The sequence below is a fragment of the Streptomyces sp. WM6372 genome (assembly GCF_001279655.1).
In the GTDB taxonomy this organism is placed as follows: domain Bacteria; phylum Actinomycetota; class Actinomycetes; order Streptomycetales; family Streptomycetaceae; genus Streptomyces.
Map to the genome: position 1 here is coordinate 43,583 of NZ_LGDB01000238.1, position 14,922 is coordinate 58,504.

The following is a 14,922-nucleotide window of genomic DNA, read 5'->3' on the forward strand; positions in this document are numbered from 1 at the left end:
TCTGGGAGGTTCGCCGACGTGCTGGTCGGGCGGGAGCAGCAGCGCGAGGAGTTACGGGGCTGGGTGCGCGGCGGTGCGCGGGGGCTCGGCGGCCGCCTGGTCGTGGAGGGCGAGCCCGGAGCGGGCCGGACGGCGCACGTGTGCGAGGCGCTGACCGAGGCCGCCGCGCTGGGCTGCCGGGTGCGCTACGGGGCCGCCGACCCCTTCACGGCGGAGCTGCCGCTGCGGGCCGCACTGGACTGCCTGCACCCCGAGGGCGCCGACCGGGCGGCCGTGGTCGCCCTGCTCCGGGAGGCCCGGGAGGCGGAGCGGCCCGGCGGGGCGTGGCTCGCCGCCATGGACCTGCTGGTGTCCGGGGTCGAGGGGTGGTGTGCGCGGGGCCCGCTGCTGCTGGTCCTGGACGACCTGCACTGGGCGGACCCGGCGAGCCTGGCGCTGTGGCGGCGCCTGGGCCGGGCGGCGGAGCGGCTGCCGCTGCTGCTGGCGGCGACCCGAAGACCGCTGCCCCGGCGCCCCGAGGTGGAGCAGCTGTGCGCCGAGCTGGGCGCGGGCCCGGGCGGGCACAGCGTACGGCTGGAGCCGCTGACCGGGCCCGAGTCGGGCGAGCTCCTCCACGGGCGGCTGGGCGCACCCCCCGGCCCTCGCCTGCGCCGGGCCGCCGACCAGGCGGGCGGCAACCCCCGCCTCCTGCACGAGCTGGCCGCGCACTGGTCCCGGGCCATCGAGATCACCGCCGCCACCGCCGAACTGACCGTTGCGGAGGCGGAGTTGCCCGATCCTCCCGCATCCCTTCCCCGGGGCCTCGGCTACCTCTCCCGCGCCGCCTACACCACCCTGCGGCACGCCGCGCTGCTCGGGCCGGCCTTCACGCCGCGCGAGCTGGCCCTCGTACAGGCCCGGCCCGCCCGCGAGGTGCTGGCCGAGCTGGAGGAGCCGCTGCTCGCCGGGCTGTTGGAGGACGCCGGCGAGCAGCTGCGCTTCCGGCATCCCGCGCTGCGCCAGGCCCTGTACGCCGAACTGCCCCGGCCCGCCCGCTCCGCCCTCCACCAGGAGGCGGCCCTGGCCCTCGCCGAGGCCGGCCAGGATCCGGCCCGCACCGCCGAACAGCTGCTGGCCGGGGGCTCCTTGGACCGCTGGGCCGTGCGCTGGCTGGCGGACTCGGCGCAGGCCCTGATCGCGGCGGCGCCCGGCGCGGCCGCCGAACTGCTGGAGCGGGCCGTCGGCCAGGCCGACCGCGCGGACCGGGACGCCCTGGAGGGGAGCCTCGCGGACGCCGCCCTGATGCTGCGCCGCCCCGAGTCGGCGGAGCTGCTGACCACCCTCCACCGGCGGGCCGAGGATCCCGGGGCCCGGGCGGAGCTGGCCTTCAAGCTGGTGTCGGCGCTGATGATCGAGGGGGACATGGGCCGGGCGCTGGCCGTCACCGAGGACGCGCTGGCGGAACCGGTCCCCTCCCCCGCGCTCCGGCTGCGGCTGGAGGCCTGCCGGGTCCTGGCCCTGGCCGAACGGGGCTGCCCGGCGCAGGCCCACGTCCTGGCCGTTCCGGTGGTGGCGGAGGCGGCCCGGCTGGGCGATCCGCTGTGCGGGGCGGAGGCCCACCACGCGATGGCCTTCGCCCTGTTCCACCTGGGCCGCGGCCGGGAGTCACTGCGCCATGTCGCCGAGGGGATCGCCTGGGCCCGGCGCGCCCCCGAGGCCAACGACATGCGGTTGCTGCTCCTCGCCAACCAGGCCGAGGGGCATGAGCAGTTCGACGAGCCGGAGCCCGTCGCGGCGGCGCTGGGCGAGGCGCGGGAGCTGGCGCTCGCCACCCGCTCGACGGGACGGCTGGTGGTGACCGAGGCCCTGCTCGCCGAGTTCCGCTACCGGCTCGGCGACTGGGACGCCGCGCTCGCCGGGGTGGCCCGGGCGGACGGGCTGCCCGTCTCGGACGGCTGGCTTCCGGTGGTGGTGCACGGACTGCGGGCGCTCGTACGGGGCCACCGGGACGAGCGCGAGGCGGCGCAGGCCGAGCTCGCACTGCTCCCGCCGGCCGCGTTCGCGGCCCCGGCGGCCCGCCGCTACAGCGGGCACGTACGGCTGGCCCGGGCGCTGCTGGCGGAACGTGCGGGCCGGCCGGCCGACGCGGTGCGCGAGCTGCTGCCGGCGCTGGCGGACGGACCGGACGAGGCGAGGACGTACGAACGCCCCTGGATGCTCTCGGAGATCGTCCGGCTGTCCCTGGAGTGCGGGGACACGGCCACGGCCCGGGCGGCGGTGGCCGCCTGCGGGCGGACGGCGGCGGCGCTGGCCGAGTACCCGGGCCCGGCCCTGGCGCTGCTGCGCTGCGAGGGCCTGTTCGCGCAGGACCCGCAGCTGCTGGCGCGGGCGCTGGAGCGGGCGGAGCGCGCCGGCCGGCCGCTGGTGCTGGGCCACGCGTGGGAGGACCTGGCGGTGGCCCGGGCCTGGCACGGCGATCTGGCGGCGGCGCGGTCGGCGCTGTCGCGTGCGGTGGCCGCGTACGAGGAGCTGGGCGCGCGGTGGGACATCGCGCGGGCCGACGCCCGGCTGCGGAGCCTGGGGGTGCGGCGCGGCAGCCGTTCGGCGCGGCGGCGGGCGGCCAACGGGTGGGAGGCGCTGACCCCGGCGGAGCTGAAGGTGGCCCTGCTCGTCGCGCAGGGCCGCTCGAACCCGGAGATCGCGAGCGCCCTGTTCCTGTCCGCACGGACGGTCCAGACGCACGTCTCGCACATCCTGGCGAAGCTCCAGGTCCGTTCGCGGGCGGCGGTGGCCGCTCAGGCGGCGGCGCGGCGGTCGGGGCCGGAGCCGGCGCCGGGCCCGATGCCGGGGCCCGGGCCGTAACCGGGCATGGCGTCGCGCAGCACCCGCAGGGCGTAGTACGTACGGGACTTGACGGTCCCGGCGGGGACGCCGAGCGCCTCGGCCGCCTCGCAGACCGATGCCCCGCGGAAGTAGATCTGCACGAGCACCGCGCGGTGCTCCGGGCTGAGTGATCTCAGCGCGTCGCGGACGTCGAGGACGGTGACGGCCTGCTCGGTGCCGTCGTCGGCGACGGGCGCGTGGGTGTCGAGCGCGTCCGGCCCGACCTCGGCGGGCCGGACCTGGCGGGCCCGCCGGGCGTCGATGGCGAGGCGCCGGCCGACGGTGTAGAGCCAGGGCCGCATGGAGGCGTGGTCGCTCTCCAGCACCTCGGGGTGTTTCCAGGCGCGGAAGAGGGTCTCCTGGAGGAGGTCCTCGGCGCGGTGCCGGTCGCCGAAGGTGAGTCCGAGCAGGAATCCGTAGAGGGCTTTTCCGTGTTCGCTGTGCAGTCGCGCGAGGGCGTGGGCTTCGGTGCGGCGGCAGAGGGTCGTGGTCACGGGGTGCCCCTTCCAGGTCGGATGACCTGAGCGTGACGGACCCGGCGCCCGGAGTTATCCGCCGCATGGCGTATCCGCCCGCCACCTGCGCCGACCGGTCGAACGGCTCGCCGAACGGTCTCCCCGCCGAACGCCGGTGGCCCCGGGCCGCGTCCGCAGGGGACGGGCCCGGGGCCACCGGGAAAGCGGGAAAGCGGGAAAGCGGGAAAGCGGGAAAGCGGGAAAGCGGGAAACGAGGATGCGGGGACTAGCTCCAGCTGGCGTGCAGCGGCTTGCCCTCGGCGTAGCCCGCCGCCGACTGGACGCCGACCACGGCCTTCTCCTCGAACTCCGCGAGGGAGCCGGCGCCCGCGTACGTGCAGGACGAGCGGACACCCGCGATGATCGAGTCGATCAGGTCCTCGACGCCCGGGCGGGCCGGGTCCAGGAACATCCGCGAGGTCGAGATGCCCTCCTCGAACAGGCCCTTGCGGGCCCGGTCGTACGCGGACTCCTCGGAGGTGCGGTTCTGCACGGCGCGCGCCGAGGCCATGCCGAACGACTCCTTGTAGAAGCGCCCGTCGGCGGACTGCTGGAGGTCGCCCGGGGACTCGTACGTACCCGCGAACCAGGAGCCGATCATCACGTTCGAGGCACCGGCGGCCAGCGCCATCGCCACGTCGCGCGGGTGGCGGACGCCGCCGTCGGCCCACACGTGCTTGCCGTGCTTCTTCGCCTCCGCCGCGCACTCCAGCACCGCGGAGAACTGCGGGCGGCCCACGCCGGTCATCATGCGGGTGGTGCACATGGCGCCGGGGCCCACACCGACCTTGATGATGTCGGCGCCGGCCTCGATGAGGTCCTTGACGCCCTCGGCCGCCACGATGTTGCCCGCCACGATCGGGACCTGCGGGTCCAGCGCGCGCACGGCCTTGATCGCGTTGATCATCGACTCCTGGTGGCCGTGGGCCGTGTCGATGACGAGCGTGTCCACGCCCGCGTCGAGCAGCTGCTTGGCCTTCTGCACGAAGTCGCCGTTGATGCCGACGGCCGCCGCGATGCGCAGCTTGCCGTTCGCGTCGGTGGCCGGGGTGTACAGGGTCGCGCGCAGCGCGCCCTTGCGGGTGAGGAGGCCGACGAGCTTGCCGTCCTTGTCGACGGCCGGGGCCAGCTTGCGGTGGCCGGCGTCGAGCTTGTTGAAGGCCTCGCGGGGGTCGATGTCGGCGTCGATGAGCAGGAGCTCCTTCGACATGACCTCGGAGAGCTGGGTGAAGCGGTCCACGCCGGTCAGGTCGTGGTCGGTGACCACGCCGACCGGGCGGCCGTCGGCGTCGACGACGACACCGGCCCCGTGCGCCCGCTTGGGCAGCAGGGACAGCGCGTCGGCGACGGTCTGGGTGGGCGCCAGCGTGATCGGGGTGTCGAGCACGTGGTGGCGGGTCTTCACCCAGGAGATGACGTCGGTGACGACCTCGATCGGGATGTCCTGCGGGATGACCACGATGCCGCCGCGGCGGGCGACCGTCTCGGCCATGCGGCGGCCCGCGATGGCGGTCATGTTCGCCACGACGAGCGGAATGGTGGTGCCGGTGCCGTCGGGCGAGGAGAGGTCCACGCCCTGGCGGGAACCGACCGCGGAGCGGCTCGGCACCATGAACACATCGTCGTACGTCAGGTCGTACGGCGGCTTCTGGTCATTGAGGAAACGCACGTGCTGAACATCCCAGTCGATCGAAGGATCCGGCTGCGGCCCCGGCGGGCGGCCGGGGAAACGCACGTACTTCATTCTCCCATGGCCCGCGCTTCATGCCGCCCGGGCTGATCGTCCAGGACATACCGGGCCGTGTGGTCTTTTCCTACGGGACGGTCGGCCGTCCCTACGGGACTTTGGTCCTCTGCCGGTGGACCGGACCGGGCCGGTGGGCCAGGGGGAGGATCGATCCTCCGTACCGGGCCGCCGTGAACTCGGCGGCGATCGACAGGGCCGTCTCCTCGGGCGTGGCGCCGCCGAGGTCCAGTCCGATGGGCGAGCGCAAGCGGGCGAGCGCGGCCCGCGGCACCCCCTCCTCGCGCAGCCGCTGCTCGCGTGCGGCGTGGGTGCGCCGCGATCCCATGGCTCCGACGTAGCCGAGCGGCAGCCGCAGGGCGAGGGCCAGCAGGGGTACGTCGAATTTGGCGTCGTGGGTGAGGACGCAGACCGCCGTACGGGAGTCCACCCGGCCCGCCTCCCATTCCGCGGCCAGGTGCCGGTGCGGCCAGTCCACGACCACCTCGTCGGCGTCGGGGAAGCGGGCCGGCGTCGCGAAGACGGGCCGGGCGTCGCAGACGGTGACCCGGTGGCCCAGGAAGGCCCCGATCCGGGCGAGGGCGGCGGCGAAGTCGATCGCGCCGTAGACGATCAGCCGGGGCGGCTCGGCGGCCGATTCGACCAGCAGCGTCAGCGGCTGCCCGCACAGCCCGCCGGCGGTGCCGAGCTCGGCCGTCCCGGTGCGCCCGGCCAGCAGCAGGTCCCGTACGTGCACGGCGGCGGCCCGGTCCAGGGCCGCGCCCCCGCCCAGGCAGCCCTCGTACGATCCGTCGGGGTGGACGGCGAGCGCCCGGCCGAGCTGCGGCGGCGGGCCGGAGACCACCCGGGCCAGCGCGGCCCGGGCCCCGCCGGCGGCGGCTTCCAGCACGGAGCCGAGGACGGGCCGCACCGGATCGTGCCCGCGCACCGGGGTGACGAGCACGTCCAGGACTCCGCCGCAGGTCAGGCCGACGGCGAAGGCGTCGTCGTCGCTGTATCCGAAGCGGTGCACGCCGCCTTCGCCGGAGGCGATGGCGTCGAGGCACAGCTCGTGCACGGCGGACTCCACGCAGCCGCCCGAGAGGGAGCCGAGGGCGGTGCCGCCGGCGTCGACGGCGAGCGAGGCGCCCGGGCCGCGCGGCGCGCTCCCGGTGACGGCGACCACGGTGGCCAGGGCGAACTCCCGGTGCGCGGCGCACCACGCGCGTAGCTCCTCGGCGATGTCGAGCATCAGCGGATGTACTCGCGTCTCGCGCTCTGGCCGGGGATCAGCGGCCGCGGCGGCAGCACCGGCGGCCCGGTCCGCGGCACGGGACCGGGCGCTCCGGTGCGCGGCCTGGGGGCCGGCGCCCCGCCGATCGCGGGCCGGCCGGGCGGGGGGAATCCGTCCGGGATCCGGCCGCGGGCGCTGAGCAGCTTCGACGCGTGGGCGACGCTCGCGAGCGTGGCGTGGTGGTGCCAGCCACGGAAGGAGCGGCCCTCGAAATCACGGATGCCTACGGGTTCGCAGGTCTCGGTGAAATCGACGGATACCCGGTCGGTGAGTTTGGCGAGCAGGAAGAGCTGGGCCAGCGGCCGGTCCCCGATGTTGGTGATCCAGAACTCGGAGGGCAGCAGGGCGGCTTCGGTCCAGGCGCCGACGAGCAGCAGCGGGGTGGGCGGCATCGGTACGGGGCGGTCCTCGCCGGGGGTCGCGAGGATGGCGGCCGAGGTCAGCAGGGTCACCGCTCCTTCGGCGCGGCCGTGCCGGGTCCATTCGACGACGCGCCGCTGGGAGCGCAGGGAGTCGATGAGTTCGCGGGCGGGGGCGGTGTGCGGTCCGGGCTTGTGCCGGCCGGCGCCGCCGAAGGAGACGGGCAGCGAGCCGTCGACCTTGAAGACGAAGGGGATGTCCTGTAGCGCGAAGGACTCGATGCTCTGCGGTATGTCGGTGTTGGCGACCTCCATCACCACGGGCCGGCGCTGGAGTTGCCAGGTGGCGGCCATCCGCTGGACGGCGTGTACGGCGTCCTGGGCGGGGGTGAGCGAGCGGGCGGTGTCGGGGATGCCGGCCCGCCGGCGGCGCATCAGCTCGTTCGTCCAGGGCCCCGGGAGGGTGAGGGTCCATTCGACGGGGAAGCTGGCCTCGCTGGAGGCGAGCCAGATGCCGCTGGCCTGCTGGCAGTTGGCGGTGCGGCCGAGCTGGGGGACGAACTGCCGGCCGACCCCGACGGAGCGGTCGCCGGCCTTCTCGATGACCATGGGCTGGACCACCCAGGCCAGCGGGCGCTGGGCGGTGCGTTCGAGGTACTGGGCGAGGGAGCGGCGCACCGGTGTCCAGTCCCACGGGGACTTGCTGATGAACTGCTGGAGGCTCTGCTCGACGGAACTCGCCCCTGTTCCGGCGATGTTACGGATTGTTTTCTTCCCGCTGGTCCGCACGAGGCCGTTGAGATAAACGCGGGCCCAGTTTCGCTGGTCCCGCCGGGGTAAGGATTCGAAGAAAAGAGAGATCAGGACGTCGATCAATTCGGAGATTTCCTTGGTGGATTCCTCCGGCAGGACTGCGCGAGCCATCTGGGCCTCCCCCGCGACCACTAGATCCAATACCCTACTTGACCGTACTGAGCGGCCGTAGGCCCCGGCGGCTACTTCCTGAGGTCGCTCGCAGATTCGAGCCGCTCTTCCTCTACCACGAGGGGGATGGGGATCTGGTTCGCCGCATAGTAGAGCGCGATCAGGAAGTGTGTGGCGAGAGTGAGGGGAGCGGAGAAGAAGGACAGGAGAACGGTCAAGGGGTAGGCCACGGCGCCGAGGCCGAAGCGCACGCGGGTGGCCCGGGCGCCGTCCTTGTCGACCCGCTCGTGGAACAGGTGGCCGACCCGCGTGACATACCACCAGAAGGCCAGGAACGCCAGCGCGTAGGCGACGGTGACCGAACTGTAGAGGACCGCGGCGGCGTTGGCGGAGCCGCCCTCCTCGACGAGGTGCTCGGCGAGAACGGTGGTGGTGTAGGGAATCACCGATACCACCATCAGCACCAGGAGATTCAGGAACAACAGCGGCCGGTCCACCCGCTTCAGGTGACTGAAGATGGTGTGGTGATTCACCCACATCACGCCGATGATGAGGAAACTCACCACGTATGCGGCATAGTGCGGCCACTGTTCCGACACGCCGTGCCAGAAGTCCGATCCCTTTTCCTCCGGAACCTTTAGTTCCAGGACCAGAATCGTGATGACGATGGCGAATACACCGTCACTGAATGCCTCGACACGTCCGGTTTCGCGTTCCATGACCTCCCCTTTGCCATTTCACGGGCCGAGCCAATCCGGGCCGGCCCGAGCCCTGATCCCGGTCGCCCGGAAGGGCTTGCACGTGCGGGGAGGGCGCTGCCTCCGCCCTCCCCGCACACGCTACCCAGATATCGTTGATCAGCCGCCGAAACCGGCGGTCTGGCGCCAGATCCGGCCATCGCGGACCACGAGTGTCCCGAACGCGTGCTCCGGTTCTCCGTTCAGGTTCATGATCGCGCGGTAGAAGATCGTGTCCTCGGTCTCGATGTACTCCTGGAGCTCCACCAGGGTCGGCTTCACCGTCAGGTACCCGGTGAACGTCTCGCGCACGGCGTCGATGCCGACGGAGACCCCCTCGAAGCGCAGCAGCACCGCGTCGTCGGTGTAGTTCTTCATGACCGCCTCGATGTCCAGGGCGGCCAGCGCCTCCATCTGGCGGACGAACACCGGGTGGAGCTTGGAGATGTCGTACTGGGCCATGTCGACTCCCTGTCCTTCAACTGGTGGTGGAGTGGCTGGAGATGGGTTCATCAGGTGTTTCGGCGCAGGCGGCGGCCGCGGTGAGCGGCAGCCGGACCACCATCCGGGTCTCGCCGGGACGCGAGCGGGCGGTGATCGAGCCGTGGTGGCGCTGGGTCACGATGCGGTAGCTGAGGTGCAGTCCGAGGCCCGTTCCCTTCCCCACGTCCTTGGTCGTGTAGAAGGGTTCGAAGATCCGCGGCAGGGAGTCCTCGGGGATGCCCCGCCCGGTGTCGGCGATCTCCACGACCAGGCAGACGCCTTCGGCGCGCACCCGCAGGGTGAGGGTGCCGGCGCCCTCCATGGCCTCGGCGGAGTTGTCCACCAGGTTGGTCCACACCTGGTTCAACTCACTGGGATAGCCCGCCAGTTCGGGCACGTCCGGTTCGTACTCGCGCACGATGGTGATCCCGGCGAGCTTCGCACGCAGGACGACCAGCGTGTTCTCGATCCCGTCGGCCACCGCGAAGCGCTGTTCGGGTGCCCGGTCGAGATTGGCGTAATCCCGGGTGGCGGCGACGAGTTGGGAGATCCTGGGGCCGGCCGCGCGCAGTTCCGCGGCGAGCGAGCGGATCTCCAGCAGGGCCGCCAGGTGGTCGAGGGCGGCGGGCAGGGCCGGCTCCCCGACCCCTTCCAGCCGCTCCAGCAGCCAGCCCAGCTCCAGCCCGAGGTCCGAGATCCCCGATCCGAGCAGCCCGGGCCGCTCGGTGCCCGCCTCCTCGGCCCAGTCGGCGATCTCCTCCTCGGCGTCGGCCTGGGCGAACGGATCGGTGGTGACCGGCGGCGGCAGCTTGTCGAGCTCCTCGGCCAGCCGGTCGAACACGGAGCGCTCCGCGCCCGTCGCCGCGGCGCCCCAGGCCTGCGCGGTCCGCGTGAGGCCCTCCAGGGCCGGTGCCAGCTCCTGCGCGGCCCGGGCCACGGCCGCGGCCGGGTTGTTCAGCTCGTGCGCGAGGCCGGCGGCCAGGGTGCCGAGCGCCTCGACGGTGGCCCGCTTGCGGGCCTGCACCTCCGAGGACTTGATCCGCCAGGCCAGCACCGGGATCAGCACGGCCGCCACCCCGTGGCAGCGGGTCAGCATCTCGAAGAACACCGGCTTCGGATACGCGACGACGGTGGTCGCCGGGCCGCTCGCGGCCGCGGTGGCCACGTACGCCCCGTCCGTCAGCAGCGGCAGCTCCCCGGTGAAGCGGTGCGCGGCGGAGGGCTTTCCGTCGTGCTCCTCGGCGGCGGCGCTCTCCTCCTCGGTGGAGTGCCGGGTCAGCACCTCCTCCCGGCCGTCCACGACCTTGGTGACCACGAGCCCGCCCGCGAGCAGGACGTGGAAGCCGGTGGCCTCCTCGCCGTCCCGGAACAGGACCTCCCCGTCGCCGAGGACCCGCGGCTCGGAGACGGAGACCAGCCAGTCCAGCTGGTCCTCGGTGAGTCCGGCGAAGATCTCCAGCCCGAGCAGGGCCGACCGCAGCTCCGCGGCGCTCATGTCGGCAGCCTTCATGGCGTGCTCCCTTCGGCCCGGGTGCGGGCGGCCAGCCGCAGTGTGACGAACAGGGCCAGCGCGCACACCCCGGCGACGGCGGCCATGAAGCCGACCGAGGTGCGGTGCAGGCCGTGGATGTTGGTGAGCATTCCGGCGAGCACCGCCGGCACGCTCATCGCGAGGTACGCGAAGACGTAGACGGCCGCGGTCAGTTCACCGCGGTGCGCCGGGTCCGCGAGCCCGCTCAGCGCCCGGAAGGAGCCGAGGAACGCCGCGCCCCAGCCGCCCCCGAGGACGGCGGTGCCCACGAGGAACACGGGGGCCGAGCGCAGGCCCAGCGCGAGCAGGACCAGGCCCAGCCCGGCCAGCAGCCCGCACAGGCCCAGGACGGCGGTGCGCAGGGCCTCGACGCGGCCCAGCAGCAGCTGGGCCGCGGTGGCGGCGCCCGCGAGCAGGGCCACGGTGGCCCCGCCGACCAGGTAGTTGGAGCTGCCGAGCAGCGAGAGGGCCAGGTGCGGCCCGAGCGAGAGGTAGAAGCCGCCGACGGACCAGACGGCGACGATGGTCAGGACGAGGACCGCGAACCGGCCCCGCACGGCGGCCGGGACGTGGATCCGGCGCGCGCTGATCCGCATCCGGCCGCCGGAACGGGCCTCGGGAGCGCTCTCACGCATCCTGAACACCCCCACCAGCGTGACCGCGAAGGCGGCGACCAGCAGCAGGTAGCTGAGCACGGTCGGGGCGGGCGCGTACTGGACGAGCAGCCCGGCCCCGATCCCGCCGAGCCCGATCCCCACCGTCGGCCCCGCGCTGTTGACCTGGGCGCCGAGCGCCGGCCGTGAGCGCGGGGCGAGTTCGAGCAGGGCGGCGCCCATCGCCCCGGTGGCCAGGCCCACCGCGAGGCCCTGCACCGCACGGGCGGCGAGCAGCAGTCCGAGCCCCTGCGCCCCGGCGAACAGCCCCATGGAGACGATCGCCAGGACCAGGCCGACGCCGAGCACGGGGCGGCGGCCCAGGGTGTCCGAGAGGGAGCCGAACAGCAGGAGCCCGATCAGCACGGTGACGGCGTACAGGGCGAAGACCACCGTGATCATGCCGGAGGACAGGCCCCATCTCTGCTGGTAGAGCACGTAGAGGGCGGAGGGTACGGACGAGGAGAGCATCAGCAGGACGAGCACCGCCCCGACCACCCAGAAGCCGGAGCCTCTGGGGGCCGCGGCCGCCTGGGCGGCCGGACCGGCCGGAACCCCCGTGGTCGTCCTGGACAATTCGGCCACTGCGTCAACTCCCCGTGGTGGGCGGTCAGGCGAGGGCCTGGTCTGCCCTCTGCAGCGCGCGGGCGGCGAGCACCCCCGCGAGGTGGCCGAGGTACTCGGCCGAGGTGCCGCGCCCGGGGACGAACAGCTCCCTGGGCTCGGCGCGGAAGGCCGCGAGCACGGCCTCCGTCGTGTACGGGCCCCCGCGCAGCCGGTCTTCGACCCCGCGCAGCCGCAGCGGGCGGGCGGTGGCCCCGGCGACCGCGATGCGCGGCCCGTCGGGGGTGATCCGTACGGCGGTGGCGCAGACCGGGTAGCGGGTGGCCCGGTCGGCGGTCTTCTCGAAGGCGGCGGCCCGCCCGGCGGCGGGCACCAGCAGTGCGGTGACCACGGCCCCGGCCGGCGCCCCGGAGACGGCGAACTCCTCGGCGGGCACGGTCCACCGGCCGCCGGGTCCCGCCAGTTCGACCGCGGCGTCCGCGGCGATGGCCGCGACCGGCAGGTCGGTGGCGCGTCCCGCGGCGGCGAGGTTCCCGCCGGCCGTGCCGAGGTTGCGGACCTGGGGGTCCCCGTTGGCCCGGGCGGCGGCCGCCAGTTCCGGGGCCTCGGCCAGGACGGCCGCGTGGCCCGCGAGTTCGGCGAGGGTGGTCAGCGCGCCGATCCGGATCACGCCGGCGCTCCGCTCGACGCCGCGGAGCTCTTCGAGGTGGCGCACGTCGACGAGCAGCCGGGCGGTGTCCTCCCCGGTGCGCAGCCCGGGCAGCAGGCTCTGGCCGCCGGCCAGCACCCGGGCGCCCCGGGTGCCGGAGAGGAGGGCCAGGGCCTCTTCGAGGCCGACGGGCCGGACGTAGTCGAACTCGGTGAGGATCACTGGGCTTCCCCTCTCAGGCGGCGCCAGACCTTCTCGGGGGTGAGCGGCATGTCGATGTGCTGTACACCCAGGTCGGACAGGGCGTCGACGACCGCGTTGACGACGGCCGCGGCGGGCGGCACGGTGGCGATCTCGCCGGCGCCCTTGGCGCCCAGCGGGTTGTGCGGGCTGGGCGTGGTGGTCTTGCCGAGCGTGAAGAACGGTACGTCCGCGGCGCGCGGCAGGGCGTACTTGGTCAGGTCCGAGCTGAGCAGCAGGCCCTGTTCGTCGTATACGGCGGCCTCCATCAGCGCCTGCCCCAGGCCGTGCGTGATGCTGCCCTCGATCTGCCCGAGGACGATCTTCGGGTTGCCGATGTTCCCGGCGTCGTCGACGGCGGTGTACGCCACCACCTCGGTCTCGCCGGTGAGTTCGTCGACCTCGACGACCGCCACGTGCGTGCCGAAGGGGTAGTTGAAGTCGGGCGGGTCGAAGTGGGTGGTCTCGTCGAGGGCCGGCTCGATCTCGTGGGGCAGTCCCCAGCCGTACCACATGGCCATCGCCAGCTCGGCGAAGGTCTTGGTGTTCTCCTCGTTGCCGTCCTCGTGGACCTTGCCGCCCGCGTAGACGACCTTGTCCTCGGGGACGCCGAGGAAGACGGCCCCGGCCTTGACCAGCTTCGCCTTGATCTTCCGGGCGGTGAGGGCGACGGCGGGCGCGGCCATGCTGTAGGAGCGCGAGCCGTACGTGCCCTGCCCGTACGGGGCCTTGAGGGTATCCCCCTCGTACACCTGGACCAGGGCCGGGTCGATGCCGAGCTCGTCGGCGGCGACCTGCGCGAAGACCGTGTGGTGGCTCTGGCCGGTGGAGGCGGAGCCGACGGTGACGGTGACCTCGCCGGTCGGGTGGACGCGGATGTTCGCGCTCTCCCAGGTGCCGCCGAGCATGCCCTCCTTGGACATCCGGGTGGAGGGGCCGACCCCGCAGATGGCCACGTAGGTGGCGATGCCCACGCCGAGCCGCTTGCCGCGGGTGCGGGCCTCGGCCTTGCGGGCGGGCATGTCGGCGTAGCCCGACAGCTCCATCGCCTGGTCGAAGTTCACCTGGTAGTCCCCGGAGTCGTACGTCCAGCCGAGGCCGTTGTCGTACGGGAACTTCTCGTTCGGCACCAGGTTCTTGCGCCGGACGGCGGCCGGGTCCATGCCGATCTCGGAGGCGAACCGGTCGACGAGCCGCTCCATCAGGAAGGCCGCCTCGGCGCGCCCGCTGCCGCGCTGGGCGCCGAGCGAGACGGTGTTGGTGAACGCGGCGTACACCTCGCAGAAGGCGGCCGGGATGTCGTACATGCCGCTGATGGAGCGGCCCATCAGGGCGGTGGCGACACCGGGGCCGATGGTGGAGGGGTACGCGCCGAGGTTGGCGTAGCTGGTGGCCCACAGGCCGGTCATCCGGCCGTCGCGGGTGCCGGCGAGCACCACGTGCTGGCGGTGGTCGCGGCCCTGGACGGTGGAGTTCATCAGCCCGGTGCGGGTGTCCACCCATTTCACGGGCCGGCCCAGCGCCTTGGAGAGCAGCAGGACGAGCGCCATGTCGGGGTACAGGTACCCCTTGGTGCCGAAGCTGCCGCCGACGGTCGGGGCGATCACCCGGAGCTTGTTGAAGGGGATGCCGAGGACCAGTGCGGCGAGCAGGAAGCGGTGGTTGTGCGGGCCCTGGGTGGAGGCGTACAGCGTGTACTCGTCGGTGGCGGCGTTGTAGTCGCCGACCGCGCCGCGCGGCTCGATGGGGCTGTTGATGGTGCGCTGGTTGACCAGGTCCAGCTCGACCTTGACCTCGGCCTCGGCGAGGGCCGCTTCGGTGCGGTCCTTGTCGCCGCAGGTCCAGTACGCGTTCAGGTTGCCCGGTACGGCCTCGTGCAGCTGGGGCGCGCCCTCGGCGAGTGCCGCGTCGGCCCGGGTGACCACGGGCAGCGGTTCGTACTCGACGGCGATGGCGGCCAGCGCGGCGGTGGCCTGGCGCGGGGTCTCGGCGACGACCACGGCGATCGGGTCGCCGACGTGCCGGACGGTGTCGCCGGTCAGGACCGGGCGGGCGCCGGGAAGCCCGTAGGGGTGGGGCGGGAAGTGGCTCTCGACCCCGCCGGGGATCCAGATGCAGGGCAGCGGCATCACGTCGGTGAAGTCGGCCGCGGTGGCCACCTTCAGCACGCCGGGCATGTGCTCCGCGGCCTTGGTCTCGATGGAGCTGATCTTCGCGTGGGCCACCGGGCTGCCGAGGATCGCCATGTGGGCGGTGCCGGGCAGGTCGATGTCGGCCACGTACTTCGCCTCGCCGCGCAGCAGCTGCGGATCCTCGCGGCTGTCCAGCGGCTGGCCGAGCAGGCCCGATCCCTGGAGGGGGGCCTCCCCCGTCACTGCGGTCATCTCC

At 73.6% G+C, this 14,922-nt stretch carries 11 protein-coding genes; 1 reads left to right on the forward strand and 10 read right to left on the reverse strand.

Annotated features, from left to right (window positions below; translation table 11 throughout):
- The first annotated feature begins 18 nt into the window (after window positions 1-18).
- The gene (locus ADK52_RS44865) at window positions 19-2,841 is read left to right on the forward strand and encodes an ATP-binding protein (RefSeq protein ID WP_053693970.1); all 2,823 of its coding nucleotides are present in this window, start codon (window positions 19-21) and stop codon (window positions 2,839-2,841) included.
- On the opposite strand, the gene ADK52_RS35495 is transcribed toward ADK52_RS44865, so the two are convergent.
- The 10 genes from ADK52_RS35495 to ADK52_RS35540 form a co-directional block, all read right to left on the reverse strand.
- Entirely contained in the window at window positions 2,775-3,356 is a 582-nt protein-coding gene (locus ADK52_RS35495; RefSeq protein WP_053693971.1) for a sigma-70 family RNA polymerase sigma factor, read from the reverse strand. The two genes, ADK52_RS44865 and ADK52_RS35495, sit on opposite strands and share 67 nt — an antisense overlap.
- A 247-nt stretch (window positions 3,357-3,603) precedes the next feature.
- On the reverse strand, window positions 3,604-5,046 hold the full coding sequence (locus tag ADK52_RS35500) for a GuaB1 family IMP dehydrogenase-related protein (RefSeq protein ID WP_182508701.1): 1,443 nt from the start codon (window positions 5,044-5,046) through the stop codon (window positions 3,604-3,606).
- Between the two features lie 166 nt (window positions 5,047-5,212).
- A complete protein-coding gene (locus ADK52_RS35505; RefSeq protein WP_053693972.1) occupies window positions 5,213-6,352 on the reverse strand; it encodes an XdhC family protein in 1,140 nt (379 codons plus the stop codon).
- Complete coding sequence (locus ADK52_RS35510) at window positions 6,352-7,677, reverse strand: transposase (protein WP_147420064.1); 1,326 nt, start codon at window positions 7,675-7,677, stop codon at window positions 6,352-6,354. Before ADK52_RS35510 ends, ADK52_RS35505 begins: the two co-directional genes overlap by 1 nt.
- A gap of 71 nt (window positions 7,678-7,748) precedes the next feature.
- Window positions 7,749-8,396: a TMEM175 family protein gene (locus ADK52_RS35515; protein WP_037836388.1), complete on the reverse strand. Its 648-nt coding sequence runs from the start codon at window positions 8,394-8,396 to the stop codon at window positions 7,749-7,751.
- Between the two features lie 138 nt (window positions 8,397-8,534).
- Window positions 8,535-8,876, reverse strand: coding sequence for a nuclear transport factor 2 family protein (locus tag ADK52_RS35520; protein WP_053693974.1), 342 nt, complete (start codon window positions 8,874-8,876; stop codon window positions 8,535-8,537).
- A 16-nt stretch (window positions 8,877-8,892) separates the two neighbouring features.
- On the reverse strand, window positions 8,893-10,407 hold the full coding sequence (locus tag ADK52_RS35525) for an ATP-binding protein (RefSeq protein ID WP_053693975.1): 1,515 nt from the start codon (window positions 10,405-10,407) through the stop codon (window positions 8,893-8,895).
- Window positions 10,404-11,666: an MFS transporter gene (locus tag ADK52_RS35530; protein ID WP_053693976.1), complete on the reverse strand. Its 1,263-nt coding sequence runs from the start codon at window positions 11,664-11,666 to the stop codon at window positions 10,404-10,406. The genes ADK52_RS35525 and ADK52_RS35530 overlap by 4 nt, the downstream gene beginning before the upstream one ends.
- Before the next feature lie 25 nt (window positions 11,667-11,691).
- Window positions 11,692-12,516 carry an FAD binding domain-containing protein gene (locus ADK52_RS42740; RefSeq protein WP_053693977.1) on the reverse strand — a complete coding sequence of 275 codons (825 nt, stop codon included), beginning with the start codon at window positions 12,514-12,516 and terminating at the stop codon, window positions 11,692-11,694.
- The gene (locus tag ADK52_RS35540) at window positions 12,513-14,918 is read right to left on the reverse strand and encodes a xanthine dehydrogenase family protein molybdopterin-binding subunit (protein ID WP_053693978.1); all 2,406 of its coding nucleotides are present in this window, start codon (window positions 14,916-14,918) and stop codon (window positions 12,513-12,515) included. The genes ADK52_RS42740 and ADK52_RS35540 overlap by 4 nt, the downstream gene beginning before the upstream one ends.
- Between the last annotated feature and the right edge of the window lie 4 nt (window positions 14,919-14,922).

What these genes read in the sequence shown, in the direction of transcription:
- ADK52_RS35505 (WP_053693972.1), bottom strand. Translation starts at nt 6,352, where the DNA reads ATGCTCGACATCGCCGAGGAGCTACGCGCGTGGTGCGCCGCGCACCGG.
- ADK52_RS35510 (WP_147420064.1), bottom strand. Translation starts at nt 7,677, where the DNA reads ATGGCTCGCGCAGTCCTGCCGGAGGAATCCACCAAGGAAATCTCCGAA.
- ADK52_RS35515 (WP_037836388.1), bottom strand. Translation starts at nt 8,396, where the DNA reads ATGGAACGCGAAACCGGACGTGTCGAGGCATTCAGTGACGGTGTATTC.
- ADK52_RS35520 (WP_053693974.1), bottom strand. Translation starts at nt 8,876, where the DNA reads ATGGCCCAGTACGACATCTCCAAGCTCCACCCGGTGTTCGTCCGCCAG.
- ADK52_RS35525 (WP_053693975.1), bottom strand. Translation starts at nt 10,407, where the DNA reads ATGAAGGCTGCCGACATGAGCGCCGCGGAGCTGCGGTCGGCCCTGCTC.
- ADK52_RS35540 (WP_053693978.1), bottom strand. Translation starts at nt 14,918, where the DNA reads ATGACCGCAGTGACGGGGGAGGCCCCCCTCCAGGGATCGGGCCTGCTC.